Genomic DNA, 23,136 nt, shown 5'->3' with positions numbered 1-23,136 from the left:
CGATGGCGGCCAAGCTCGCCTCCGAGGATGACGACCTCGACGTCACGCACGACATCAACGTGACGCCCTTCATCGACGTCATCCTGGTCCTGCTCATCATTTTCATGGTGGCGGCACCCTTGGCGACGGTGGATGTGGCCGTCGACCTGCCGACCGCCAGCGCCAAGCCCCAGCCGCGGCCGGACAAGCCGATCTTCCTGTCCGTCCAGGCCGATCTGGGCGTGTCGGTGGGCGAAAGTCCGGTCGACCTCGCAAATCTCAAGGCGGCGCTGGATGCCGCCAGCGAGAACGATGCGCAGAAGCGGATCTTCCTGCGCGCGGACAAGACGGTCGACTATGGCGACTTGATGAACGTGATGAACGCGGTGCGTGACGCAGGCTATCTGAAGATCGCGCTGGTCGGGCTGGAGAATGCCGCCGCCGCGCCGCCGGCGCCGGCCGCCGCCAGCGCCGCGGGTGACGCCACCCCCGCCGCGGCCGGGGGCAACGCCGCGCCATGACCACGGCCGACGCGCTGCTCGACGTCGGGGTGATGGGCGGGGCCGGCCAGGCTTCGGATGCCGACCTCCGGGGATTCGACGGCGGGGTCGGCCTGCGCGGCTGGCTGATGGCGGGGACGGCCGCCGTCCTGCTGCATGCGGTGATCGTCGGGCCCCTTCTGGTCGGGCGCGCGGCCCCACCCGTCCCGCCGGTCGCGCCCCCGGCGATCGAACTGGACCTGATGCCCGCGGCCATGCCCGTGGCGGCGATGGCGCCCCCGGTGGCCCAGCCGGTCGAGCCCGAGGTCCAGCCCGTCGCGGAAGTCCCGCCGGAGCCGATGCCCGATGCGGTCGAGCCCCAGCCGGTTGAGCCCGATCCGGTCGAGGCCGCGCAGGAGGTCGTGCCGGACGAGCCCCTGGTCCCCGACGACCTGCCCGTGGTGGCGGCGGCGCCGGTCGAGGTGGCGGTGGCCAAGCCCGTCGCCCGCCCGCGCCCGCCCCGCCCCCGCGTGGTGGAAGCGCCGCGCCCGCCCAGGCCGGAGCCGCCGCCGCCCGTGACGCGCAGCGTCACGCCGGCACCGCCGACGCCCGCCCCACCCGCCCCGGCCAGTCCCGTGGCCCCGGTCCAGGCGGCCGCCCCGGCCGCTCCGCCTGCACCGCCTGTGCCGCCGAATGCCAGGCCCAATTTCGCCGGGATGCTGGTCGCCCACCTGAAGCGGCACCAGCGCTATCCCCGGCAGGCCCAGCGTCGGCGGGAGGAGGGTAAGCCCCAGGTGCGCATCGTGATGTCCGCCGACGGCAGCGTGGTTTCGGTCAATCTCGTCCAGTCCTCCGGCCACGAGTCCCTGGACGAGGAGGCTGTGGCCCTGGTCCGGCGTGCCGAGCCGCTGCCGGCGATTCCGCCGGAGCTGAACCAGAGCCAGCTGGACGTGGTGGTGCCGATCAGCTTCGACCTGCATTGAGCCGGCCCCGGCGGCGCAGGGCCAGGGCTGCCGCCAGGGCGAGCAGGCCCAGGACGAACGACAGGGCCAGCGCTGCGGCGGCGCCCCCCGCCTCGATCACCAGGGCATAGGCCAGCGGCCCCATCGCCTGGACGAAGAAGCTGGGGGCCAGCAGGCGCCCGACCTGCGCGCCATAGCGGCTGGGATCGAACAGGACCAGCGGCATCGTTCCCCGCGCGATCGTCATCAGGCCGTGCCCGGCACCATAGACCAGGCAGAATGCCGCCCCCGCCGGTCCCCACAGCAGCACCAGGAAGCCCAGCGCGAAGCTGAGCGGCTGCAGCCCGATGGCCAGGACGCCCAGGCTGAGCGGATTGACCCGGCCGCCGCCCGCGACCTCGGCCAGCCGGGCGGCGGACTGGCCCACGCCACGCAACGCCGCATAGCCGACCGCCGACCCCACGCCGATCTCCAGGCCCGCCAGGATGCCGATCGTGTGGGCCGAGATCCCGGCATTGGTGAACGCCGCGAGCGTGGTCACGGCGACATAAAGCCAGGCGACCCCCGCCATGTCAGCGCGGGCCGGCGCTCCGGTGGGCGTCCCGGCGGGGTCCAGCGCTGGGGCAGGGGGCCTTGGGTGTGCCGGGGGGACGCGCGGGATCATCATGTGCAGCGGCAACGTGGCCAGGGCCAGGCCGGCAAAGACCCACAGCGCCCCGCGCCAGCCCAGCCCCTCCAGCAGGACCTGGCCCAGCGGCCAGAACGCGGTCGACGCCAGGCCGCCCAGCAGCGACACCTGCGAGATCGCGCGGCGCGCGCCTGCACCGCCAATCCGCACCAGCGCGGCAAAGGCCGCATCGTACAGCGTCAGCCGCATGGCAACCCCCAGCAGCAGCCACGCGGCATAGAGCCCGGCCATCCCGTCCGCCAAGGCCAGTCCCGCCAGGGCAAGCGCGGTGAGGACCGAGCCGGCGCACATCACGACGCGGCCGCCCAGTCGGTCAACCTGCCGCCCGACCGGGCCCGAGACGACACCCATCGCGACCAGGGCCAGGGTGAAGCCGCCATGGACGACCGTGGACGTCAGGCCAAGGCCCTCCGCCATGGGCCCCCCGAAGACCCCGATCAGGTAGTAGGAGACGCCCCAGCACACGAACTGCGACAGGCTGAGGGCGGCGACGACGCGGCGCGGGATCATGGCTCCCCTGTGTCGCATGGGCATGCCCGCTTGCCCATTGCAGAAGGGCTTCTAATCTGTCGCCGACAACAAGAACCGGGAGGCCGCCCATGACGGATCAGGAACTGGCGCAGCTGGAGACGCTGCAGGTGGTGCGGGAGGGGGCGGTCGACTGGGTCACCCTGAACCGGCCTGATCGGCTGAACGCCATCACCGCGACGATGGTCAGGGAGCTGTTCGCCTATTTCGAAGGCCTGCGCCACAACTACGACACCCGCGTGGTCGTGCTGCGCGGGGCGGGTCGCGGCTTCTGCGCCGGCCTCGACATCATCGAGGAGAACAAGGGCGAGGACGCGGTCGGCACCCGGGCGCCGACCCGCCCGCGAGAGGCACACCTGGCCGGCATCATCCATGCGATGCGGGCCTGTCCGCAACCGATCATCGCGCTGGTGCATGGGCCTGCCTGTGGCGGCGGCTTTGCCTTCGCCCTGGCCTCCGACATCCGCATCGCGGGCGCCAGCGCGCGGATGAACGATGCCTTCATCCGCATCGGCATGTCGGGGTGCGAACTGGGCCTCAGCTATTTCCTGCCGCGGATGGTCGGCCTGTCGATCGCCTCCGAACTGATGATGACCGGCAATTTCATCGAGGCGGAGCGGGCGGCGCAGGTCGGCCTCGTCTCCCGCGTGGTCCCGGACGAGGGACTGGAGCAGGCGGCACGCGACCTCATCGCGGCCATGCTCCGCACGACGCCCATGGGCCTGCGCAAGACCAAGCAGACGCTGAACACGGCGATGAAGCTGCTGGACCTGGAAGCGGTGATCGCGCTGGAGGAGCACACCCAGATGGCCTGCACCCAGACCGCCGACTTTGACGAGGCGCTGCGCGCCTTCGCCGAGAAGCGTCCGCCGCGTTTTGCCCTCCAGGGCGGCTGAGCGGCAAGCGACGGCGTGCGACCGGGGGCCTGCCCACCGGCCCCCGGGCAGCGCGCCGGTTCAGCTGGCCGGCTCGGCCTGGGACTGAAGGTAGTTCTGCAGGCCGATCGCCTCGATCAGGCCCAGCTGCGTTTCCAGCCAGTCGATATGCTCTTCCGTGTCGACCAGGATCGGCGTGATCAGGTCGCGGCTGACATAGTCCTGGGCGGCTTCGCAGGCGGCGATGGCCTCCACCAGGGTGACCCGGCCGCGGCGCTCGACCTCCAGGTCGGCGCCCAGGCTCTCCGGCACGTTCTCGCCCACCATCAGGCGGTGCAGGTCCTGCAGGTTGGGCAGGCCGTCCAGGAACAGGACACGCTTGATGAGGATGTCGGCATGCCGCATCTCCTCGACCGATTCCTGGTAGACCTTCCGGCCCAGGCGCTCATAGCCCCAGTGCTGGTACATCCGTGCGTGGAGGAAGTACTGGTTGATCGCCGTCAGTTCGTTGGTCAGCACCTTGTTCAGGTGCTGGATGATCGTTCGATCGCCCTTCATTCCGCCGCCACTCCAAGCATACGGCCGCACGCATTGCGGCGCGCCCGGAGCTTAGCGCAAACCTCGGGGACACAGCGACCACATTGTGGCCGGCAGTCGAGCGCGCGGAACACCTCTCCGGACGATTGGGCCCCGGATGAGATCGCCGCCTCGACCTGCCGTTCACGCAGTGCATTGCAGATGCAGGTGTACATGCGTTGCGACTGAGTAGCAGATGCTTTCGCGATCCTAGAGCACCGCGCGGGCGCCGCGCCAGTGCTTTCATGCAAAGGCGTCGCAACAACAATGTCGCAGGCCGTGCCGCGTCGTCCCCGCGCCCGCTTGACCTGGGGCGGCGGTGCCGCAACCCTCCGACCCACAAGAACGCAAGACAAGGGAGACGCGCATGAAGGCCGCCGTGTTCAAGGCCGCAGGCCAGCCGCTGGCGATCGAGACGGTCGACGATCCGACGCCCGGCCCCACCGACCTGGTGCTCAAGGTCAAGCGCTGCGGCATCTGCGGCTCGGATTTGCATGCCAGCGAGCCGGGCTCGCAGGGTCTGGTCCGCTGCGGCACCGTCATGGGACACGAATTCTCGGGCGAGGTGGTGGCCGTCGGCAGCGCCGTGCGCGACACCTGGAAAACGGGCGACCGCGTCGCCGCCGTCCCCTTCATCGGCTGCGGCAGTTGCGAGCTCTGCGCCCGGGGCGAGAGCATCTGGTGCCGCAAGGGTGCCGGGCACGGCTTTGGCAAGGTCCATGGCGGCTATGCGGAGTACATCCGCGTCGGCGCGCAGGAATCCGTGCGCCTGCCGGAAAACGTCGACTATGCGCAAGGCGCCCTGGTCGAGCCGCTGGCCGTCGGCCTGCACGGCGTGCGCCTGGCGCAGCTGAAGCCAGGCGCCAGCGTGCTGGTCATGGGGGCGGGGCCGGTGGGACTGGCCACCGCGCTGTGGGCCCGGGCGCTGGGCGCGCGCCATGTCGTCGTCTGGGCGCGCAGCAACCAGCGCGAGGCGCTGGCCGCGACGCTGGGGGCGACGGCCTTCATCGCCGGCGACGCCGACGTGCGCGGCGCCTTCAAGGCAGCGGCGGGCGGGCCTCCGGATGCGATCTTCGAATGCGTGGGCGCGCCCGGCACGATCGATTCCTGCATCAAGCTGGCGCCGGCGCGGGGCCAGATCGTCGTCCTTGGGGTATGCATGAAGCCGGACACCTTCACGCCCAATCTGGCGGTGAACAAGGAGCTGCGCCTGCAGTTCGCCCTGGCCTATGCGCAGGACGACTTCCACAGCTCGGTCGACCTGCTGTCCCGCCGATCGATCCCGGCGGAGGCGATGGTGACCGACACGGTCGGCTTCGGCGCCTTCCCCGCGGCCTTCGAGGCGCTGCGCCAGCGCACCCACCAGTGCAAGGTGCTGCTGAACCCCGAACTGGCCTGAGCATGTGGGCACGCTCCCGCGTTCTTAACCACCTGTTAAGGCCGCGGGAGCACTCTGCCATGTCATGAGCCAGCCCAGCGTCCCCCTGATGGATCTGCTCGCCCGCCGCATGGAGTGGCTGAGCGTGCGGCAGCGCGTGGTCGCCCAGAACGTGGCGAACGTGAACACGCCGGGCTACCTGGCCAAGGATCTGAAGGAGCCGGGCTTTGCCGCATTGCTGCGGGGCCAGGGCTCGAAGCTGCCCCTGGCCGGGACCGCCGCGGGCCCGGCCAAGGCGCTGCTCGGCAGTGCGGGGGCGGCCAACGGCAAGGTCACGGAAAAGGGCTACGAGATCACGCCGACCGGTACCGGTGTCCAGCTCGAGAGCGAGATGATGAAGCTGAGCGAGACGCAGATGGAGCACGACACCGTCAGCGGCCTCTATCGCAAGAACATGGCCATGATCCGCATGGCGCTGGGCGGCGGCACGCGCTAGGGCCGCCTGGCCAAGGAGACGCCGGATGAGCGACCTCTACGACTCGATGATGGTTTCGGCCAGCGGCCTGCGCGCGCAAAGCCTGCGCATGCGCGTCGTGGCCGAGAACCTGGCCAATGCCAATTCGATCGGCGTCTCGCCGGACGAGGATCCCTATCGGCGCAAGACGATCAGCTTCCAGGAAACCCTGGATCGCCAGACCGGCGTCGCCACGGTGAAGGTGGCGGAAGTGGCGGAGGATACCAGCGACTTCCGCCTGCGCTACGAGCCCGGCCATCCGGCCGCCAATGCGCAGGGTTATGTCCGCCTGCCCAATGTCGAGCCGATGGTGGAGTCGATGGACATGCGCGAGGCCCAGCGCGCCTATGAAGCGAACCTCACGGTGATCGAGACGGCGCGCAAGATGCTGGCCCGCACCGTCGACCTGCTCAAGACCTGAGGACGAAGCCCATGGCCTTCGACGCGATCGCTTCCCAGGCGGCCGGCGCCTATTCCCAGGCGCTGACCCGCGCGGCCGACGCCGCGGCCCAGGCGCCCCGGCCCCAGGGCGAGACCGGCGAGGCTGGCTTTGCCGGCTTCCTGAAGGCGCAGGTCCAGGATGCCATCGCGACGAGCCGCAGCGCCGAGCAGCAGAGCGTGCAGGCGGCCGCCGGCCGCGCCGACATCGTCAACGTGGTGACAGCGGTGACAGAGGCCGAAACCACGCTGCAGACCGTCGTCGCCGTGCGCGACCGCGTCATCCAGGCCTATCAGGAAATCATGCGCATGCCGATCTGAGGGCCGGCCCCGGGACCGGCCAAGGGCCGGAACCCAGGGCCAAACCTCAGGAGGCAGGCCCCAAGGGCGGCCCCCGCGCCTATTGCACGGGGGTGGCCGGTGCCGCCTGGCCCGCCACGGCATCGGCAGGCGGCGGCGTCAGCACGTCGTTGCGGATCTCGATCTTCGCCGCCGCACGCAGGTCCGCGCCGAACGTCGCCGCGGCCGCCTGGCGGACCTGCTGCTTCAGTTGCGGCAGGGCTTCCTCGTAGCTGGGCGGCGGCAGGACATCGCGCGCGTTGACGCGGATGACATGCCAGCCGAAGCGACTCCTGACCGGGTCCTTGCCCACGCTGCCAGGCGCGATCGCCAGGGCACCTGTCCAGAACGGTTCCACCATCTGTCCTGCCACGAACTTGCCCAGGGCGCCGCCGGGGGCGCCCTTGTCTATCGACTTGTCCTTGGCCAGGGTGGCGAAATCGGCACCCGCCGCCAGCTCGGCAATGATGGCCCGGGCCTCCTCCTCGCTGGCCACCAGGATGTGGTCGGCGTCCAGGCGGGGCTGCTCCGGCCAGGTCGCGACCAGGCGGTCATAGGCCGCCCGCAGGCCGTCTTCCGTTTCCGCCGCGTCTGCCGCGTGGTTCTTGCTGGCCTGTTCCAGGACACGGTTCCGGAAGTAGGCCAGGCGCGCCGCCGTGGCCGGATCCTTGTCTAGGCCGGCCTGCTCGGCTGCGCGGGCCGCCAGCAGCGTATCGGTCAGCTTGTCCATCAGCATCCACGCCACCGACTCGAACGGGGCCTGGCGCAGCACGCTCTGCAGCTGCTCCCGTGCCAGTTCCAGGTCCGCGCGCCGCAGCTCGACGCCATCGACCACGGCCAGGACCGCGTCCTCGGGGATCGGCGCCGGCGTGGGCGCAGCGGCTTCCGCGGCCGCTGCCGGGGCCGGGCTGGCGGCGGCGGGCGACGCCGCGGCCGGCGTCTCTGCCGCCGCGGGCAGGGTCGCGCCCAGGGCCGAGGAGCCAAGCAGGAGAGCGACCCAGGCCAGAGTCCGTCGACGCGCGCTGCTCATCATTTGACAACCTCTGATCCGTTTTATTGGAGCTGGCCGAGACCAGCGTACCGCCGCGACACGTTAACGTTAACGATCCAGGGTTGATAGCGTGCAGATCCAAGGAAAGCCGTCACCGCCGAAAGATCGTGTTGAATGCTGCGCGTCGTGGGGATTGCATGCTATACAGGCTTTGCCTCGCGGGATCGATACCGTCCGGCGCGCGCGGGCCGAAGTTCTAAAGGGGGTTGTGTCATGGCGTCTCCGGCAATGGGACTGGAGCGTTCGGGCTTTCGCGCAGTGCTGGCGGATCGTCGGCGCCGCGTGTCCAAGCTCGGCCAGATGGTCCTCAAGCGTGGCCGCGTGAGTCGCGCCGTGCTGGACGAGGCGCTGGCCCGCCAGGCGACCGAGGGCGGGCGCCTGGGCGAGATCCTGGTCGACATGGGGGCGATCTCGCGCCTCGACCTCCAGGCCATGCTCGCCCGCCAATGGCTGGGACGGGCCTCTGCGATCATGATGGCCTGCATGGTCGGGCTCAGCAGCATCCTGCCGTCGCCCCGCGTGGCCGAGGCGGCGCAGGCCAGCAGCACGACCCTGCAGATCAGCGGCTATGTTCCCGTCCGCTGCGAGCTCGACCTCAGCAATGTGGGGTCGGGCGCTGCGGGCGCCGACTTCGTGCGCGTTGCAACCTTCAGCCATGAATGTAACGTCGATCACATCGTGCGCCTGAACTTCGACGCACAGTCGCTCCCGGATGCAGCGAGCCTGCAATTCCAGTTCGGGGGGAAGATCTTCAATGCCGACCGCACCGGCCAGCTGATGCTGGGTCAGAGCCCGGCGTTCAACGCCGCGCGCAGCGACCTCCTGGTCAAGGCGCAGGGCCTGAGCGCGGGCCAGCTGGCGCAGGTTGTCCAGACCATCCGCGTCAACGTCGAGCCGCTCTGACGGCGGGCGCCCGATCGCCTGGGCATCCCGCTCCGCGGAGACGCCCGTCGCAACCATAGCGGCAGTGCCGGTTCCCGGCGCTCCGCTGCATTTCCCGTTTAGGGTGTTCCTGGCGGGTTTTATGCGCGGGCGCTAAATCTCGTTTCATCTAGTTATTGTCGACAGGACTGTCCGCAAGCAGACACTTTGTCTGTCTGCGATACAGTCCTGTGGCCCACCCGTGCCAGGAATTTGGCCATCCAGTCCAAAAGTGGCCCGAGTATCATTTGTGTGCGGTGCACAATTTCGGGAAAATCTCGCACCTTGGGATTTCCGCATCAATCAGATCGAACATGCATGCTTAATCCCTGCATGCGGCATCGCGAGATCGATTGCTAAATTTCTATTAAAAGGTCATTGCAAGCGGCGCAGGGTTTCGCTAGCTTGCCGTGCATCGGAAGGGAAGCCGCTCCCAACCGGGTGAGGTCCTCAAGGGCCCGCTCAAAAAAAATCCGCGGTACTGCACATGAGAGTTTCAAACCCTAAGGAGGTTCACATGATCCGTATTGCTATGCTGGGCGTTGCCGCCCTGGCCCTGACGGCTGGCTCGGCGCTGGCCGACGACACCGCCAACGTGAAGATCATCGGCAAGATCGAGGCGAAGTGCGTCCTCGATGTTCCGAACGGCGGCGCCGTGATCGACCTGGGCGTGCTGAACACGGGTTCCGCGAAGAATGCGGAGATCCCGCTGACCATCACCTGCAACGCGCCCTACCAGGAGTCGTTCAAGTCGCAGTACGGCGGCCTGTACACGACCGCCACCGTTCCGTCGGGCTTCCCGGCCAATGCCAACCTGATCCCGTACGGCTTCGGCTGGAATGGGCATGCGCTGGTGACGATCGACCAGCCGGTCGGCCACACCTACTATCCGGGTGCGGGTGATGGCGCTCCGGGCGGCGCGGCGTTCACCTATCCGCCGGTCTACAACGCGCCCTACACCGTGAAGGCCGCCGTGTCGATCAACCCGGCCGACATCGCGGACAAGGTGCCCGGCAACTACGAAGACACGATCACCGTTACGTTCGATTTCGCGCCGTTCGGCTCGTAATCGTCCCGGCGAAATCGGGTCGGTGGACCGGGGGGACTTCGATCCCCCCGGTTCCGTTTCTACCGCGACAGGCAGGTGACAGCATGGTGCGCATCGCCATTGCCACGATGATTGCGTTGTACTCCGCAGGGGCCGCGGCGCAGCAGTCTGTCGGTCCGCTGGGTGTCGGAGAGGCACAGGTCCATATCCTGGGCCAGGTGCCAAGCCTGTGCGAATTCAAGGTCGACGGCGGCGTCGCGGCGCCCTCGGTCATCAATCTGGGCGACCTGACGCTGGGTGGCGTCAACGAGTATGACGGCGAGGCGACCGTTCAGCTCACTTGCAATTCGCTCTACCGCGTCAATGTGAAGTCGAAGAATGGCGGACTGACGCTCGGCGATTCGCCGACCGAGTCCGACATCCACAAGCGTCTGGATTATGAGTTTGGCTGGCGCAACCTTCTCGTGCCAAGTGGCGAGTTCCTGGTCGCGTTCGATGGACCTGACCTCGCGGGGCAGGAGATCGCGGTGCGCGGCGGCGAAGTCTTCACCCCGCAATTCGGACAGGTGACATACACGTTCCTGATCCGCTGGGTCGGTCGCAGCGACCTTTATGCGGGTGACAGTTACCGCGACGAGGTCACGATCAGCGTGGTCCCGCTGCCGATTTCGGAGCCCGACGCCGGGCCCTGAAGTGCCCGCTTTGCGTGGACAACGGGACGCGCATGGCTGGAGCCGCGACGGCAGCCGGGCGGCACTGCGAACCAGATCGATGTGTGCTTGCAATTGGATCGGCCGCCATGTTCATGTAGCGGCCGAGGGAATATCCATGTTCGCGGTTGTGTTGAGGGGGACGCACGTGACGAAATCGGCTTCGACGCTGGTCCGGGGCATGGCCCGGTTCGCCATGGTCCTTGGGCTGTTGGCGGTTGGCATCGCCGGCATGCGATCGGCGCACGCGATCGAGGTGTCACCCGTCCTGGTCGATCTTGAGACCGTCGGCGCACGCAGTCAGTCGCAGATCACGATCCGGAACACGGGAGAGGCGGAAATCGCCATCGAACTCGTGGCGTCCCAGCGGTCACAGAATCCCGACGGCACGGTCGCGTCGACCCCGGCGGACGACCAGTTCATCGTCTTTCCGCTTCAGGCCCGCGTTCCTGGCGGCAAGAGCCAGGTCTTCCGCATCCAGTACGTGGGCGAAGGGGTCGACAAGTCGACACCGTTCACGATGAGCGTCCAGCAGCTGCCGGTGCAGTTCCCGGACCAGTTCACGGGCGTGCAGTTCCTGTTCAATTTCAACGTCGCGGTCTGGGTCTCGCCCCAGAACGCGACGGCCAACCTGCGGATCGTCGAGGCATCGGGCACGACGCTTCCCGATGGCCGCCCGGGCGCTGCGATCGTGATCGAGAATTCCGGTAACGGATACGGCACGATCACCAGCCGGAGCATGCGGATCAGCGGCGGCGGAGCCGAGGTCGAGGTGCCGTCGCGCGACCTGATCGACGCGCTGGGCGAAACGGCGATCCCACCCGGTGTCACGCGCCGCGCGGTCGTACCGGTGTCGAAGTCCGTCGGCACGGGAACCGTCAGCGCCACCATGACAGGCCCCTGAGGGGGGCGGCGGACCTGAAGGCAGCGAACTGTGGTCCCTGCGGCCACGATGCGGGGGGAGTGTTCAAGGTGAGGCGGCATGTCCGCCGGACGACGGCGGCAATCTGCGCTCTGCTGGTCGCGACGTCGCCCGTCGCGGCCGAAGCCGTGCGGACGCGCGCGGCCATCCATGGCGAACGCGCACGCATGGTCTTCGAGTTTCCGCGCGGCGTTGGCGCGACCGCCGATATTGACGGCGGCCGACTGCGCGTCGCGTTCGATCGCGCGATGGACGGCGACGTGCTGGAGATCGTGCGCCGGTTGCCGGGCTTCGTCTCCAATGTCCGCTTCACCGGCGACCGCAGACAGTTCGAATTCGATCTGGACCGGGCCCTTGCGGTCAACGCGGTATGGCTCGATTCGCGCTTCGTGCTTGACTTGACGCCGCGCGATGCCGCCCCGGGGCGAACGGTTCCTGTGACCGCAGCGATCAGTCCGCCGCCGCCGCGACTGCCGGCGCCGCTGAAGGCGGCCGAGGTGCCGGGCGACCTGGCGGCCAAGACCCTGGCGCAGCGCCGGGCCTTTGCCCTGACCGTGCCGATCCGCATCGGCGGCCTTTACCTGGGGGATGGCTCGGTCCGCATCCAGGGCGGGGACGAGGTCCTGCTGCCGCGCGACCGGATCGTGGAACTGCTGACCCCCATCGTGATCCCCGGCGTGATCGATGGTCTGAATGCGATCGCCGTCGACGACGGGTTCGCCCCGATCGAGGCCTTCCGAGCGGCAGGCCTGGCCGTCGAATTCGACCAGGGGTTGGTCGAGTTGCGGATCGCCCTGGAGGCGACGCAACGGACCGTAACGGTTCTGGGCCAGCGCAACCGCGTCGGTCCGGACGAGGCGACGTTCGGGCCGTCGACCTATAGCGGGTACATCAACCTGCGCTCCGCAACCACCTTCACCCAGAAGTCGGAGGTGACGCCGCCAGGCCGGGGACGCACCACCGTCGGCATCGATGGCGCCTTCCGCATCGGAGAGGTGGTGATCGAGCACGAAAGCCGCTTCAACGACGAGTCGGACCCCCGCGTCGAGCGTGGCCGCACACGCGTGCTCTATGACGATGTCGAGAATGTCATCCGTTACTCGGCGGGCGACCTGATGTACGGGACGACCGACTTCCAGGGCTTCCTGCCGGCGGGTGGCATTGCGATCGAGCGGCGCTATGGCGACCTGCAGCCCTATGCGAACATTCGGCCGACCGGCCGCTTCCAGTTCGTCCTGGATCAGCCATCGCAGGTCACGGTGTTCCTGAACGGCCAGATCTACCAGACCTTGTCGCTGGCCGCGGGGCCCTATGACCTGCGGGACTTCCAGCTGGGCGAGGGTCTGAACGACATCGTTCTGCAGATCGAGAATGACCTGGGCCAGATCCAGACGATCGAGTATTCGGCGTTCTTCGATAACACGCTGCTGAACGAGGGCTTGAGCGAGTTCAGCTATGCGGTCGGCGCCACGTCGGACGTGCGCAGCGGCCAGATCCGCTATGACCCCGAGGCGGTGGGCTCGTTCTTCCATCGATATGGCCTGACGAACGAGATCACGTTGGGCGCCAATGGCCAGGCAACCGGGGATGCCTGGCTGGGCGGCGCCAGCGTCATCTGGGCCAGTCCCTTTGGCACGATCGACCTGCAGGCGGCGGCCAGCGACGCCGTCGATTCCGAACTCGACTATGCGCTGACCGCCAACTACCGCATGCGCTTTCGCGTCGATCCGACCGACATCCGTCAGCTGGACCTCAGCTTCAACTACCTGGGCTACGAGTTCGGCTCGCCCGCGGCGGAGGGTAGCCGCAACAGCGTGCAGTACGAGGCGGCGGCACGCTATTCCCAGCCCCTGCCGTTCGGCCTGCGCGGCAGCATCGGCGGCCGCTATGGCTGGGGCCAGCAGGGCGAGGATGACCGCTGGTCGGTCAATGCCTTCGTCTCGCGCAGCATCTTCGACCGGGTGAACGTGGCGCTGTCGCTGGAGCGGTTCGAGAACCAGGACGAGCCCGCCGAGTCCCGCGCGCTGTTGACATTCAACGTCCGCCTGGACGCACCGGGGCAATCGGTCCGGGGCCGGCACGACACGCTCTCGCGCACCTCGCGCCTGGACTACACCTATACGACTGCCGACCGCGTCGGCAGCTTTTCCGGCACTGTCGGCGTGCAGCGGACGCCCAACGACTATTCCGCCGTCGGCAGCCTGGACTATACCGGTGACCGCGTGACGGTGGGCCTCGACCATGACGTGGTCCTCGACCGCCCGCTCAATGGCCTGACGTCGGAGGTGACCCGTCTTCGCGCCGGCACCGCCCTGGCTTTTGCCGACGGGACGGTGGGCTGGGGGCGGCCCATCGGCAATTCGTTCGCGCTGGTGCGCCCGCATGAGAGCATTCCGGACTCGCAGGTGCTGGTCGACAATTCGATCTATGGCCCGCGCGCCCGCACCGGCATCCTGGGGCCTGCCATCGTTCCGGACCTGGGCTCCTATGTGGTGACACCGTTGCCGATGGAGGTGACGGATCTGCCGCCCGGCTATGACCTGGGCCCGGCGCAGCGGCCGCTGGTGCAGACGGCCTATCGCAGCGGCACCGATATCCGCGTGGGCTCGGCCCGCAACATTTCGGCGCTCGGCACGCTGGTGGACCCGGCGGGCCAGCCGATCGCCCTGGCCGCCGGCCGCATGGTGCCGGAGGTGGAGGGCGAGGGAATTGCCGTCGACATCTTCACCAACCGCTCGGGCCGCTTCTCGGCCCAGCCGCTGGCACCGGGGCGCTATCGCCTGACGATCGCGGTCGAGGACCGGAGCTACACGACCGAAGTCGACGTACCCGATGGTATAACCGGCCTCTATCGCGCCGGGACCGTGACCGTCCAACCCGCCGCCGGCAGTCCGTAGGGGAGCCCGCCATGCGCATCCTGTCGCCGCTGTCCGTCAAGGGGCCCGCCTTCAAGGGGCCCGCCTTGGCCCTGCTGCTGCTGGGTGGGGCGGCCCAGGCCCAGGACGCCACCCCCTGCGCCGCGTCGATCACGCGGATCCCGGCCGTGGTGTTCACCGGCGCGGGCGAGGGCTATGACCCGTTCGATCCCCGCGTCTATGTCGAGGAAGGGTCGGTCGACCTGCGCAATGACGGCGACAGCCCGTGCGCCCTGGAACTGACCTTCGTCGGCGCGCAGTCCGAGCGGCGCGAGTTGAAGGGTCCGGCCAGCATCCTGGACTTCGAGATCACGGAATCGCCCGGCAGCGCCGACAACCTGCCCACGGGCCCGGACCGGGTCAGCGCGCGCGGCCTGCGGGTCATGCTGGGGCCGCAGCAGGTACGCAGCGTGCCCTTCTTCGTCCGCATTCCCGCAGGACAAGGCGCGCGCCCGGGCATCCATACCGGCGAACTGCTGGTCAGCATCGTCTCGGCCGAGACCGGCTCGCCCATGGTTCTGGACGACGAGGTCCTGACCGTGTCGGCCGAACTGCCCTCGCGCGCGGAGGTCAACCTGGCCGGCGTGCGCGGCCTGTTCGAGGCAGGCGTCGGCAGCTATGTCATGGATTTCAACGAACTGACCGAGGACGCGGAGCGCAGCATCTTCGTCCAGGTGCGCAGCACCGGGGGCTATTCGCTGTCGATCAGCTCGGAAAACGGCGGCTTCCTGGCGCATGAGAACAAGGCCCTGCCCGACCGGGTTGCCTACACCGCCACGCTGGGCGGCATGTCCGTGACCTTTGCCGGGGCCGCGGCGTCGCCGGTGCTGCAGGCGACGAACCCCACGAATGCGGCGGGAATGTCCTATCCGTTCACAGTAAAAATAGGGCGGATCACCAATCAGCTTGCGGGGAAGTACCAGGACACGGTAACCATAACGGTGGATCCGGCAGGCTAGCGTCCCAGTACGGTAGGCCGACCAGTGCAAGCTTAACCATGGGACCTGGACCTTGCGTCCAGTTGGAACTGGATCGGTTAACGGAATGTTAACCGATCGGGGACATCGTCCCCGTATGGCTTTCACGCCTCCTTGCGTGAAACCCCATGTGCAAACTTCCCAGCCCCGGCGCCTTGCTTGCGCCGGGGTTTTTTCATGGGCGCGCGGTCCGTCAGGGCGGGCGCGCCGTCCGATGCACGCCGATTCGGGTGGCCAGCCGGCCCGCCTGTGGACTTGGCCGGTGTCAATCGCTAGATGTTCTGGGCACTTGCCAGAGCTTGAGGACCATGTCCGCATCCCCTTCGCGTGGCGGCCGTTCGGCGGCCGAGATCCGGTCCGCGTTCCTGGGCCACTTCCAGGCAGCCGGCCACAGGGTCGTGTCGTCCAGCCCGCTGGTCCCGGCAAACGACCCCACCCTGATGTTCACGAACGCCGGGATGGTCCAGTTCAAGGACGTCTTCACGGGGGCGGAGACGCGCGACTATCTGCGTGCCGCGACCAGCCAGAAGTGCGTGCGCGCCGGGGGCAAGCACAACGACCTGGACAATGTCGGCTATACCGCCCGGCACCACACCTTCTTCGAGATGCTGGGCAACTTCTCGTTCGGCGACTATTTCAAGGACACCGCGATCGAGCTGGCCTGGTCGCTGATCACCGGCACGTTCGGCCTGCCCAAGGATCGCTTGTGGGTCACCGTCTATCACGACGATGACGAGGCGCATGGCCTGTGGAAGAAGATCGCGGGCCTGCCCGATGAGCGCATCGTGCGCATCGCGACGTCCGACAATTTCTGGGCGATGGGCGATACCGGGCCGTGCGGCCCGTGTTCCGAGATCTTCTTCGACCATGGCCCGGGTGTTGCGGGCGGGCCGCCGGGGTCGCCCGACGCGGATGGCGACCGCTATATCGAGATCTGGAACCTGGTCTTCATGCAGTACGAGCAGCGCGGGCCCGGCGACCGGATCGCGCTGCCAAAGCCGTCGATCGACACCGGCATGGGGCTGGAGCGGATCGCCGCCGTGCTTCAGGGCGTCCACGACAATTACGACATCGACCTGATGCGGGCGCTGGTCGTCGCCTCGGCCGAAGTCAGCAGGACCGAGCCGGACGGCCCGCACCGCTTCTCGCACCGCGTGATCGCGGACCATCTGCGCGCGACCAGCTTCCTGATCGCCGACGGCGTCCTGCCGTCGAACGAGGGGCGCGGCTATGTCCTGCGCCGGATCATGCGGCGCGCCATGCGCCATCTGCAGCTGGTCGGCGCGCAGGAGCCGCTGATGTACCGGCTGGTGCCCGCGCTCATCACCCAGATGGGCCAGGCCTTTCCGGAACTGGTCCGGGCGGAGGCGCTGATCGTCGAGACGCTGAAGCTGGAGGAAAGCCGCTTCCGCACCACGCTGGAGCGCGGCCTGCGCCTGCTGGAGGACGAGCTGGAGCGCCTGCCCGAGGCGGCAGCCCTTCCGGGCGAGGTGGCGTTCAAGCTCTATGACACGTTCGGCTTCCCGCTGGACCTGACCCAGGATGCGCTGCGCGCCCGGGGGCGCACGGTCGAGACGGCCGGCTTTGACGAGGCGATGGCAAGGCAGAAGGCGGAGGCACGCGCCGCCTGGGCTGGCTCGGGGGAGGCCGCGACGGAAGCGGTGTGGTTCGCCATCCGCGAGGATGTCGGGGCGACCGAATTCCTGGGCTATGACGGCGAGAAGGCCGAGGCCGTGGTCAAGGCGCTGGTCGTGGACGGCAATCGCGTCGACAGCGCCCTGCCGGGTTCCCGCGTCTCCGTCATCGTCAACCAGACGCCCTTCTATGGCGAATCCGGCGGCCAGATGGGCGATACCGGCCGCATCCTGGCGAGCAACGGCGCCGTCGTGACGGTGGACGACACAGCCAGGAAGCTGGGCGCGCTGTTCGTCCACCATGGCGTGCTGGAGGGTGGGGCCCTGGCGGTCGGCGACACCGTCCGCCTGGAGATCGATACCGACCGGCGCGACCGCCTGCGCGCCAACCATTCGGCGACGCACTTGCTGCACGAGGCGTTGCGCCGGGTGCTTGGTCCGCATGTCACGCAGAAGGGCTCCCTGGTCGCGCCGGAGCGGCTGCGCTTCGACATCAGCCACCCCAAGGCGCTGAGCGAGGACGAGACCGACCGGGTCGAGGCGGAGGTCAACCGCCTGATCCGCCACAATGACGACGTCACCACCCGCCTGATGAGCCCGGCCGAGGCGGTGGAGGCCGGCGCCCTGGCCCTGTTCGGCGAAAAGTATGGCGACGAGGTGCGCGTGGTCTCCATGGGCACCGGCTCGGACAAGCCGCACTTCTCGACCGAGCTGTGCGGCGGCACCCACGTGCGGCGCACCGGCGACATCGGCCTGTTCGCGATCGTGGCCGAGGGTGCGGTCGGGTCCGGCCTGCGCCGGATCGAGGCGCTGACGGGTGAGGCCGCGCGCCAGCATTTCGAGACCGAGGAAAAAGCGCTGAAGCGGGCGGCCGGCGCCCTGAAGGTGACGCCGCTGGAAGTCCCGGATCGCGTCGCCGCCCTGGTCGACGAGCGCCGCAAGCTGGAGCGGGAGGTGGCCGAGCTGCGCCGCCAGCTGGCCTCTGGCGGCGGCACGGCGGCACCGGTCGCGGTACGCGAGGTGGGCGGTGTCCGCCTGATCGCGCGCAAGCTGGACAATGTGGAGCCCAGGGACCTGCGCGGCCTGGTGGACGAGGCCAAGAAGCAGGTCGGCTCCGGCGTCGTGGCGCTGGTCGCGGTCAAGGACGGCAAGGCGGCGATTGCGGTCGGTGTCACCGACGACATGACCGGCAGCCTGGACGCCGTCGACCTGGTGCGCCTGGGGGCCGAGGCCCTGGGCGGCAAGGGCGGTGGCGGGCGCAAGGACATGGCCCAGGCCGGCGGCCCCGATGCCGCCCAGGCCGACGCCGCCCTGGCCGCGATCGAGGGCCGGCTCAGCGCCCGGGCCGCCGCCGAGTAGCAGGGCCCGACCGGGCAGGAGGACGGATCAGGTCAACCTGCCCGCAACGGGGTGAATGCCGCCATCAGGGCCTGCCCCGCATCAGGTGGGGCGTGACGCGCGTCATCAGCAGGTCGACCAGTTCAGGTTGCATGAAGTGATAAACGTCCGGGATGTCCAGGCACACGATCCGTGCACCGCGGACCTGCCGCGCAAACTGTCGATTCAGCTTGGCCTGGTGTTTACGCTCCATCACGAAAATGATCCCGACCCCGTCAAGGTGATCCGGTGTCAGGGGCTCTTCGGCATCGGGTGCCAGTCCCGCGGACGCGACCTCGACCCCTGGCCAACCCAGGAACAGCCGCTCCGCAGTTGGAGAGCGCCGACGATTGCGTGAGCAGAGGAAGAGGGCGCGCCTCATCCTGACGCATCAGCGACAAGGCGCGGCGCTTCGGCTGACACGCCGCGCTAGAACCGCGCGGCGATCTGGCGGCCGTCGGAGATGCGGCAATTGCCGATGCCGCCGCCGTCGAATCCGGCCGAGGGACGCGCCGCCTGGAAGCGGCAGGCCATGGTGCGGCCGCGGTCGCCGAAGAGCTGGGCCTGAAGCTCGCCCGTATAGGTCGTCTGGTCATAGGGGGCGATGACGCTGGAGCCGAAGCCGCCGCCCCAGCCGAAGCCGCCGCCAAAGCCGAAGCTGACGCTGGAGCCCCGCGATTCCTCGGCGACGCGCACGCCCTTGCCCGTGAACTTCTCGCCATCGGGCAGCATGGCCGCCAGTTCCGACTCGCCCCCGCTGGGCAGCTGCACATAGGTCATCTGGACAGGCCCCTGCGACAGGCCGTCAGGCCCCTGGACCACACCCTCGATCCGGCCTGTGGTTGGCGCGCAGGCCGCCAGGAACAGGCCCAGGGCGGCGGCTGCGGCAACGGGGAAGGACTTGAACGCCATGACACTGACCTCGGGCACCGGGTTACCGCATTTATATAGGAACGCCTACTCGACCCTGAAACGGTCAAGGAAGTTCCACACGATAGTGGCGGGCTCCGCTTCCTGGCTTGTGACGCCGATCACGCCGGCGTCCATGAACTGAAGGCCGCCCGGCCAGGTATGGCCGCCGCCCACCACCTCGACCAGTTCGACGCGCGTGCCGGGGCAGGGCCAGCGACTGATGCGCAGGCTGGTGCCATCGTCGGGCCTGGTGTCGACGACCTCCTCCTGCGCGGTGCCGCAGGGCGATCCGGCCAGCGCCTCTGCCCTGGCCACGAACAGCGCTGTGCCGTCGGCGGCGGGGAGAAGGTCGCCGAACTGCTGGCCCATGAAGCGGATCGCACCGCCTGCCGCCGGGACGATGGGATCGCTGTCACCGATCACGACCTGGACCCCGACCGGCCGTTCGGGCGCGCAGGTGCCGCCCAGGGCGCGGGGCAATCCGGCACCCACGGCCGATACCGCAGTGAAATGGGCCGAAGCCTCGCACGCCAGGCGCAGCGCCATGAGCCCGCCATTCGAGAAGCCGGCCGCCATCACCGTGCTGCGGTCGACGGGCGCGCGCGCATTGACGGCGTCGATCAGCGCCACAAGCGTGGCCACGTCGTCGCGTTCGATCGGGACCAGGTCCACGTTCCAGCCCCGGTCGACGCCGTCGGGATAGGCGATGATCACGCCCTCCCGCTCGGCCAGGCGGTTGAAGGCGTGCCGCGTGATCGCCTCAAGCCCCGCGCCGCTGTCCAGTGCGCCATGCAGCAGGACCAGCAGGGGCCGGGGCAGGCCGTCGGCCGGATCGGTCGGAGGGGCGAACAGGCGATAGGTGTGGGTGACCCCCTGGTGCTCGAAGCTGAAGCACGGCGCCTCGATCCCGGGACGCAGCGCCGCCGCCGGTTCCAGGCACTGCGCGTCGCCCTCGGCCAGGGCCGGCGCGGCAAGGCCGGCACTGCAGAGCAGCAAGGGGAGAAGGGTGACTGGGCGCATGCACGGGATCCTCGGGCCCGACTCGGACGGGCCCCAAGGTGGCGAAATCAGCCGCCGGCCGCCACCCGGTTGGCCAAGGGAAAGCGGGTGAAGCTCACGGCCCGGCGACCCGGCCGCCAATCGCGCGGCCTTCGCGCCGCGGATCGGCCGCGCCGTCCAGTCCGTCGGCCCGGATCCGGATCAGGCCCAGGCCGCTGTTCAGCTCGCGCACGGTGGGGGCATAGCCCAGCGCCTCCAGCATCGGCGCCAATGCCGCGGCGGACGTGCCCTGCTCCAGTTCCGGCCCGCGGTTGCGGTCCAGGATGTGCCCCTCGGCCACCGCCTCGGCCGGCGACAGGCCCCGTTCCAGCACCGCCCACGCCGCCTGCGCAACAAAGGCCGCAATCCGCGCGCCCCCGGGCGAGCCGGCGACCAGCACCGGCCTGCCGTCCCTGTCCAGGACGATGGTGGGCGCCATGGTGCTGCGCGGCCGCTTGCCCGGCGCGATCGCGTTCGCCACGGGGCGGCCATCGACCTCCGCCCGGGGAGAGAAGTCGGTCAGCTGGTTGTTGAGCAGGAATCCGCCGGCCATGCGGTGCGCCCCGAACGCCGTCTCGATCGACGCCGTCAGGGCGACGGCGCCGCCCTGCGCGTCGACGATCGACAGATGCGTGGTGGATGGCAGCTCGGCCGCCTGGTCGGGCGCGGGGATCCGGCCTTGCCGCGATGGGTCGCCGGGCGGCTGGGGGGGCCGCGGCTCCTGGCCCAGCACCATCTGGCGGGCGCGGCCGTCCAGGTAGCCGGGCCGCAGCAGGCCCGCGACCGGCACATCCACGAAATCGCTGTCGGCAAGCCAATGGTCGCGGTCGGCATAGGCCAGGCGCATCGCCTCCAGCAGGACGACGACCGGCTCAACCTCGGGGTGGCGGTCGACGCCTTCCGCGCCCAGGGCCAGGATCTGCCCCACGGCCACACCACCACTGCTGGGCGGGCCCATGCCGCACACCTGCAGGTCACGGAAGGCGGCGCAGGCGGGCTCCCGCTCGACGGCGGCATAGGCCTCCAGGTCGGCACGGGAGAGATGCCCGCCGGCCTGGCGCGTCGCCTTGACCACCAGGGCGGCAAGGGGGCCGCGCGTCAGCGCCTCCGGGTCCCGTGCGATCCGGCTCAGCGACTTGGCCAATGCGCGGTTCACGAGCAGGTGGCCGGCCGGCACCGGCTGGCCCGCACCGTCGCTGTACAACCGGCGTGCCTGCGCGTCCTGGGTCAGGCGCGGATCCAGCGCCAGCAGGGCCGCCAGGCGCGGACCGACCGGCACGCCGCGCTGGGCGAGGTCAATTGCCGGCTGGAACAGGCTCGCCCAGGGCAGCCGGCCCAGGCGCAGGTGCGCCGCGTGCAGCATCGGCACCAGGCCCGGCACGCCGACCGACTGCCCGCCGATGGCGGCGTCCAGAAACGGTCGGTCGCTGCCGTCGGCGTTCAGCATGAAGTCCGGATCAACCCCGGCGGGCGCCGTCTCGCGCCCGTCGAAGGTCGTGAGTGCAAGCGTCGCGGGATCGTGAACGACCAGGAAGCCGCCGCCGCCGATGCCGGCCGATTGCGGCTCCACCAGGTTCAGGACCGCGAGCGCGGCGATGGCCGCGTCGACGGCGCTGCCGCCCCGGGCCAGCATCATCGCGGCGGCCTTGCTGGCATAGGGGTGGGCGGTCACGGCCATGTAGCCGCCCTCGGCCGGGGGAGGGCTGCTGCGGGCGCCGCGGTCCATCCGGCCAGTCGCTGCCTCGGGGGCCAGCGCACCCCGGTCGGTCCCGGGGGATTGGGCCAAAGCGGGGCCAGGCGCGACCAGCAGGCCGGCGATCAGCAGGCCGGCGATCAGCAGCATACGGGCCAGCAACCGGCCGGTCGGTTGACACGGCCGGCTGCGGCCCGGTGCGTGCCCGTGTTGCATCCTGCGACAAGCGGGCGCACCATGGCCGCATCGGAAACGGACAACGGGACGGCAAAACAAGCGCCGCCCAAGGGAAGGATCGGCCATGACCATTGATGGCATCCTGCGGGACAAGGGCGTGGAGATTATCACCGCGCGCGCCACCGACAGTATCGAGGAGATCTCCCGCCTGCTGCACCGGCGTCGGATCGGCGCCGTGCTCATCTGTGACGAGGATCGTCGCCCGCAAGGCATTCTCAGCGAGCGCGACGTGGTCCGCGCCGTGGCGCTGCATGGCGCGGCGGCGCTGATGCTGCCGGCGGCGGACCTGATGTCGGCGGACATCGTCTATTGCAGCCCGGACGACACCGTGGCGGACGCGATGGCGCTGATGACCGACCGGCGCTTCCGGCATCTGCCGGTGCTGGAGGGGCAGCGCCTGGTCGGCGTGGTCTCGATCGGCGACCTCGTGAAGCGCCGCATCGAGGAGACGCAGGCCGAGGCCGAGCAGCTGAAGGAGTACATCGCCACCGCCTGAGGGCCACCGCTTGAAGGGGCGGCGCCGGCGGCGCCAGGCGGTCGCCTGAATTTATTCTCCGGGTTTCTGGCGCCCGTCGACGGCATGGCCGGGGCCCGGGCAGATTTTTTGATGTGCGGCGGATTACCCTGAACCCCTGGATTTCTGCGGGGTTCCGCGGGGCGGCGGCAAAAAAATGCAGGGCGGGGCGAAAAAAGTGAAAGACGGCGCTTGACCGCCCAGGCCCCCAGGGGTACAAGCCGCACCTCGCCGGGACACACCGGGCGAAACGAACCGAAAGGTTCTGCTCTTTGACAAGTTTGGGAAGGGAAGCGTGGGCGGCGGGTTTGGTCCTGCTGCACACGCAGGAAGTCGGCTTCTGGTCGGCTCTGGTCGGATCGCAAGGCTCGGTTAGAGTTTGATTGGGAGTTGATTGATAGCTTAGTGCGCTATGAGTGAGTTCCGATGAG

The 23,136-nt window shown here is 69.2% G+C and carries 23 protein-coding genes; 15 read left to right on the top strand and 8 right to left on the bottom strand.

Going from position 1 to position 23,136, the window contains the following annotated elements; all coding sequences use genetic code 11:
• Window positions 1–2 precede the first annotated feature (2 nt).
• Window positions 3–500, top strand: a complete 498-nt coding sequence (exbD, locus tag ACI6GS_RS01585; RefSeq protein WP_439816019.1) for a TonB system transport protein ExbD — start codon at window positions 3–5, stop codon at window positions 498–500.
• The gene (locus tag ACI6GS_RS01580) at window positions 497–1,441 is read left to right on the top strand and encodes a TonB family protein (protein ID WP_439816018.1); all 945 of its coding nucleotides are present in this window, start codon (window positions 497–499) and stop codon (window positions 1,439–1,441) included. The genes exbD and ACI6GS_RS01580 overlap by 4 nt, the downstream gene beginning before the upstream one ends.
• On the opposite strand, the gene ACI6GS_RS01575 is transcribed toward ACI6GS_RS01580, so the two are convergent.
• On the bottom strand, window positions 1,422–2,618 hold the full coding sequence (locus ACI6GS_RS01575) for an MFS transporter (protein ID WP_439816017.1): 1,197 nt from the start codon (window positions 2,616–2,618) through the stop codon (window positions 1,422–1,424). The two genes, ACI6GS_RS01580 and ACI6GS_RS01575, sit on opposite strands and share 20 nt — an antisense overlap.
• Before the next feature lie 89 nt (window positions 2,619–2,707).
• On the opposite strand from ACI6GS_RS01575, the gene ACI6GS_RS01570 reads away from it, so the two are divergent.
• Window positions 2,708–3,532, top strand: a complete 825-nt coding sequence (locus tag ACI6GS_RS01570) for an enoyl-CoA hydratase/isomerase family protein (RefSeq protein ID WP_439816016.1) — start codon at window positions 2,708–2,710, stop codon at window positions 3,530–3,532.
• Window positions 3,533–3,592: 60 nt separating this feature from the next.
• On the opposite strand, the gene bfr is transcribed toward ACI6GS_RS01570, so the two are convergent.
• Window positions 3,593–4,069: a bacterioferritin gene (bfr, locus tag ACI6GS_RS01565; protein WP_439816015.1), complete on the bottom strand. Its 477-nt coding sequence runs from the start codon at window positions 4,067–4,069 to the stop codon at window positions 3,593–3,595.
• Window positions 4,066–4,263, bottom strand: a complete 198-nt coding sequence (locus ACI6GS_RS01560; protein WP_439816014.1) for a (2Fe-2S)-binding protein — start codon at window positions 4,261–4,263, stop codon at window positions 4,066–4,068. Before ACI6GS_RS01560 ends, bfr begins: the two co-directional genes overlap by 4 nt.
• Before the next feature lie 191 nt (window positions 4,264–4,454).
• On the opposite strand from ACI6GS_RS01560, the gene ACI6GS_RS01555 reads away from it, so the two are divergent.
• The 4 genes from ACI6GS_RS01555 (at window position 4,455) to fliE (ending at window position 6,738) form a co-directional block, all read left to right on the top strand.
• Window positions 4,455–5,486, top strand: coding sequence for a zinc-binding dehydrogenase (locus ACI6GS_RS01555; RefSeq protein ID WP_439816013.1), 1,032 nt, complete (start codon window positions 4,455–4,457; stop codon window positions 5,484–5,486).
• Window positions 5,487–5,550: 64 nt separating this feature from the next.
• Window positions 5,551–5,961 (top strand): flagellar basal body rod protein FlgB, encoded by a 411-nt coding sequence (locus tag ACI6GS_RS01550; RefSeq protein ID WP_439816012.1) that lies wholly within the window; start codon window positions 5,551–5,553, stop codon window positions 5,959–5,961.
• 25 nt (window positions 5,962–5,986) lie between these two features.
• A complete protein-coding gene (gene flgC / locus ACI6GS_RS01545) occupies window positions 5,987–6,400 on the top strand; it encodes a flagellar basal body rod protein FlgC (RefSeq protein WP_439816011.1) in 414 nt (137 codons plus the stop codon).
• Between the two features lie 11 nt (window positions 6,401–6,411).
• Window positions 6,412–6,738: a flagellar hook-basal body complex protein FliE gene (gene fliE, locus ACI6GS_RS01540; protein WP_439816010.1), complete on the top strand. Its 327-nt coding sequence runs from the start codon at window positions 6,412–6,414 to the stop codon at window positions 6,736–6,738.
• Window positions 6,739–6,817: 79 nt separating this feature from the next.
• Here fliE and ACI6GS_RS01535 read toward each other — a convergent pair whose 3' ends face one another.
• Complete coding sequence (locus tag ACI6GS_RS01535) at window positions 6,818–7,786, bottom strand: peptidylprolyl isomerase (protein ID WP_439816009.1); 969 nt, start codon at window positions 7,784–7,786, stop codon at window positions 6,818–6,820.
• A gap of 234 nt (window positions 7,787–8,020) precedes the next feature.
• On the opposite strand from ACI6GS_RS01535, the gene ACI6GS_RS01530 reads away from it, so the two are divergent.
• From ACI6GS_RS01530 to alaS, 7 genes are all read left to right on the top strand, one after another.
• Window positions 8,021–8,710: a hypothetical protein gene (locus ACI6GS_RS01530; RefSeq protein WP_439816008.1), complete on the top strand. Its 690-nt coding sequence runs from the start codon at window positions 8,021–8,023 to the stop codon at window positions 8,708–8,710.
• A 535-nt stretch (window positions 8,711–9,245) separates the two neighbouring features.
• Window positions 9,246–9,797 (top strand): hypothetical protein, encoded by a 552-nt coding sequence (locus ACI6GS_RS01525; RefSeq protein WP_439816007.1) that lies wholly within the window; start codon window positions 9,246–9,248, stop codon window positions 9,795–9,797.
• Window positions 9,798–9,880: 83 nt separating this feature from the next.
• Complete coding sequence (locus ACI6GS_RS01520) at window positions 9,881–10,468, top strand: hypothetical protein (RefSeq protein WP_439816006.1); 588 nt, start codon at window positions 9,881–9,883, stop codon at window positions 10,466–10,468.
• 166 nt (window positions 10,469–10,634) lie between these two features.
• Window positions 10,635–11,390, top strand: a complete 756-nt coding sequence (locus ACI6GS_RS01515; protein WP_439816005.1) for a fimbria/pilus periplasmic chaperone — start codon at window positions 10,635–10,637, stop codon at window positions 11,388–11,390.
• Between the two features lie 68 nt (window positions 11,391–11,458).
• Window positions 11,459–14,305 carry a fimbria/pilus outer membrane usher protein gene (locus ACI6GS_RS01510; protein WP_439816004.1) on the top strand — a complete coding sequence of 949 codons (2,847 nt, stop codon included), beginning with the start codon at window positions 11,459–11,461 and terminating at the stop codon, window positions 14,303–14,305.
• An 11-nt stretch (window positions 14,306–14,316) separates the two neighbouring features.
• Complete coding sequence (locus tag ACI6GS_RS01505; RefSeq protein ID WP_439816003.1) at window positions 14,317–15,282, top strand: hypothetical protein; 966 nt, start codon at window positions 14,317–14,319, stop codon at window positions 15,280–15,282.
• Window positions 15,283–15,608: 326 nt separating this feature from the next.
• On the top strand, window positions 15,609–18,293 hold the full coding sequence (alaS, locus tag ACI6GS_RS01500) for an alanine--tRNA ligase (RefSeq protein WP_439816002.1): 2,685 nt from the start codon (window positions 15,609–15,611) through the stop codon (window positions 18,291–18,293).
• A gap of 64 nt (window positions 18,294–18,357) precedes the next feature.
• Here alaS and ACI6GS_RS01495 read toward each other — a convergent pair whose 3' ends face one another.
• From ACI6GS_RS01495 to ACI6GS_RS01480, 4 genes are all read right to left on the bottom strand, one after another.
• Complete coding sequence (locus ACI6GS_RS01495; protein ID WP_439816001.1) at window positions 18,358–18,693, bottom strand: low molecular weight protein tyrosine phosphatase family protein; 336 nt, start codon at window positions 18,691–18,693, stop codon at window positions 18,358–18,360.
• A 47-nt stretch (window positions 18,694–18,740) separates the two neighbouring features.
• A complete protein-coding gene (locus ACI6GS_RS01490) occupies window positions 18,741–19,223 on the bottom strand; it encodes a hypothetical protein (RefSeq protein WP_439816000.1) in 483 nt (160 codons plus the stop codon).
• Between the two features lie 45 nt (window positions 19,224–19,268).
• A complete protein-coding gene (locus tag ACI6GS_RS01485) occupies window positions 19,269–20,243 on the bottom strand; it encodes an alpha/beta hydrolase family esterase (RefSeq protein ID WP_439815999.1) in 975 nt (324 codons plus the stop codon).
• Between the two features lie 94 nt (window positions 20,244–20,337).
• A complete protein-coding gene (locus tag ACI6GS_RS01480; RefSeq protein ID WP_439815998.1) occupies window positions 20,338–22,104 on the bottom strand; it encodes a gamma-glutamyltransferase family protein in 1,767 nt (588 codons plus the stop codon).
• 151 nt (window positions 22,105–22,255) lie between these two features.
• On the opposite strand from ACI6GS_RS01480, the gene ACI6GS_RS01475 reads away from it, so the two are divergent.
• Window positions 22,256–22,687 carry a CBS domain-containing protein gene (locus ACI6GS_RS01475; protein ID WP_439815997.1) on the top strand — a complete coding sequence of 144 codons (432 nt, stop codon included), beginning with the start codon at window positions 22,256–22,258 and terminating at the stop codon, window positions 22,685–22,687.
• Window positions 22,688–23,136 lie beyond the last annotated feature (449 nt).

The organism is Zavarzinia sp. CC-PAN008 (assembly GCF_051903925.1).
Classification (GTDB): domain Bacteria; phylum Pseudomonadota; class Alphaproteobacteria; order Zavarziniales; family Zavarziniaceae.
Note: the sequence above shows the minus strand (reverse complement) of the source record. Positions and strands in the feature narration are given on the sequence as shown.

Coding starts and splice junctions, on each gene's coding strand:
- exbD (WP_439816019.1), top strand. CDS start 3: ATGGCGGCCAAGCTCGCCTCCGAGGATGACGACCTCGACGTCACGCAC.
- ACI6GS_RS01580 (WP_439816018.1), top strand. CDS start 497: ATGACCACGGCCGACGCGCTGCTCGACGTCGGGGTGATGGGCGGGGCC.
- ACI6GS_RS01575 (WP_439816017.1), bottom strand. CDS start 2,618: ATGATCCCGCGCCGCGTCGTCGCCGCCCTCAGCCTGTCGCAGTTCGTG.
- ACI6GS_RS01570 (WP_439816016.1), top strand. CDS start 2,708: ATGACGGATCAGGAACTGGCGCAGCTGGAGACGCTGCAGGTGGTGCGG.
- bfr (WP_439816015.1), bottom strand. CDS start 4,069: ATGAAGGGCGATCGAACGATCATCCAGCACCTGAACAAGGTGCTGACC.
- ACI6GS_RS01560 (WP_439816014.1), bottom strand. CDS start 4,263: ATGTACACCTGCATCTGCAATGCACTGCGTGAACGGCAGGTCGAGGCG.
- ACI6GS_RS01555 (WP_439816013.1), top strand. CDS start 4,455: ATGAAGGCCGCCGTGTTCAAGGCCGCAGGCCAGCCGCTGGCGATCGAG.
- ACI6GS_RS01550 (WP_439816012.1), top strand. CDS start 5,551: ATGAGCCAGCCCAGCGTCCCCCTGATGGATCTGCTCGCCCGCCGCATG.
- flgC (WP_439816011.1), top strand. CDS start 5,987: ATGAGCGACCTCTACGACTCGATGATGGTTTCGGCCAGCGGCCTGCGC.
- fliE (WP_439816010.1), top strand. CDS start 6,412: ATGGCCTTCGACGCGATCGCTTCCCAGGCGGCCGGCGCCTATTCCCAG.
- ACI6GS_RS01535 (WP_439816009.1), bottom strand. CDS start 7,786: ATGAGCAGCGCGCGTCGACGGACTCTGGCCTGGGTCGCTCTCCTGCTT.
- ACI6GS_RS01530 (WP_439816008.1), top strand. CDS start 8,021: ATGGCGTCTCCGGCAATGGGACTGGAGCGTTCGGGCTTTCGCGCAGTG.
- ACI6GS_RS01525 (WP_439816007.1), top strand. CDS start 9,246: ATGATCCGTATTGCTATGCTGGGCGTTGCCGCCCTGGCCCTGACGGCT.
- ACI6GS_RS01520 (WP_439816006.1), top strand. CDS start 9,881: ATGGTGCGCATCGCCATTGCCACGATGATTGCGTTGTACTCCGCAGGG.
- ACI6GS_RS01505 (WP_439816003.1), top strand. CDS start 14,317: ATGCGCATCCTGTCGCCGCTGTCCGTCAAGGGGCCCGCCTTCAAGGGG.
- alaS (WP_439816002.1), top strand. CDS start 15,609: ATGTCCGCATCCCCTTCGCGTGGCGGCCGTTCGGCGGCCGAGATCCGG.
- ACI6GS_RS01495 (WP_439816001.1), bottom strand. CDS start 18,693: ATGAGGCGCGCCCTCTTCCTCTGCTCACGCAATCGTCGGCGCTCTCCA.
- ACI6GS_RS01490 (WP_439816000.1), bottom strand. CDS start 19,223: ATGGCGTTCAAGTCCTTCCCCGTTGCCGCAGCCGCCGCCCTGGGCCTG.
- ACI6GS_RS01485 (WP_439815999.1), bottom strand. CDS start 20,243: ATGCGCCCAGTCACCCTTCTCCCCTTGCTGCTCTGCAGTGCCGGCCTT.
- ACI6GS_RS01480 (WP_439815998.1), bottom strand. CDS start 22,104: ATGCTGCTGATCGCCGGCCTGCTGATCGCCGGCCTGCTGGTCGCGCCT.
- ACI6GS_RS01475 (WP_439815997.1), top strand. CDS start 22,256: ATGACCATTGATGGCATCCTGCGGGACAAGGGCGTGGAGATTATCACC.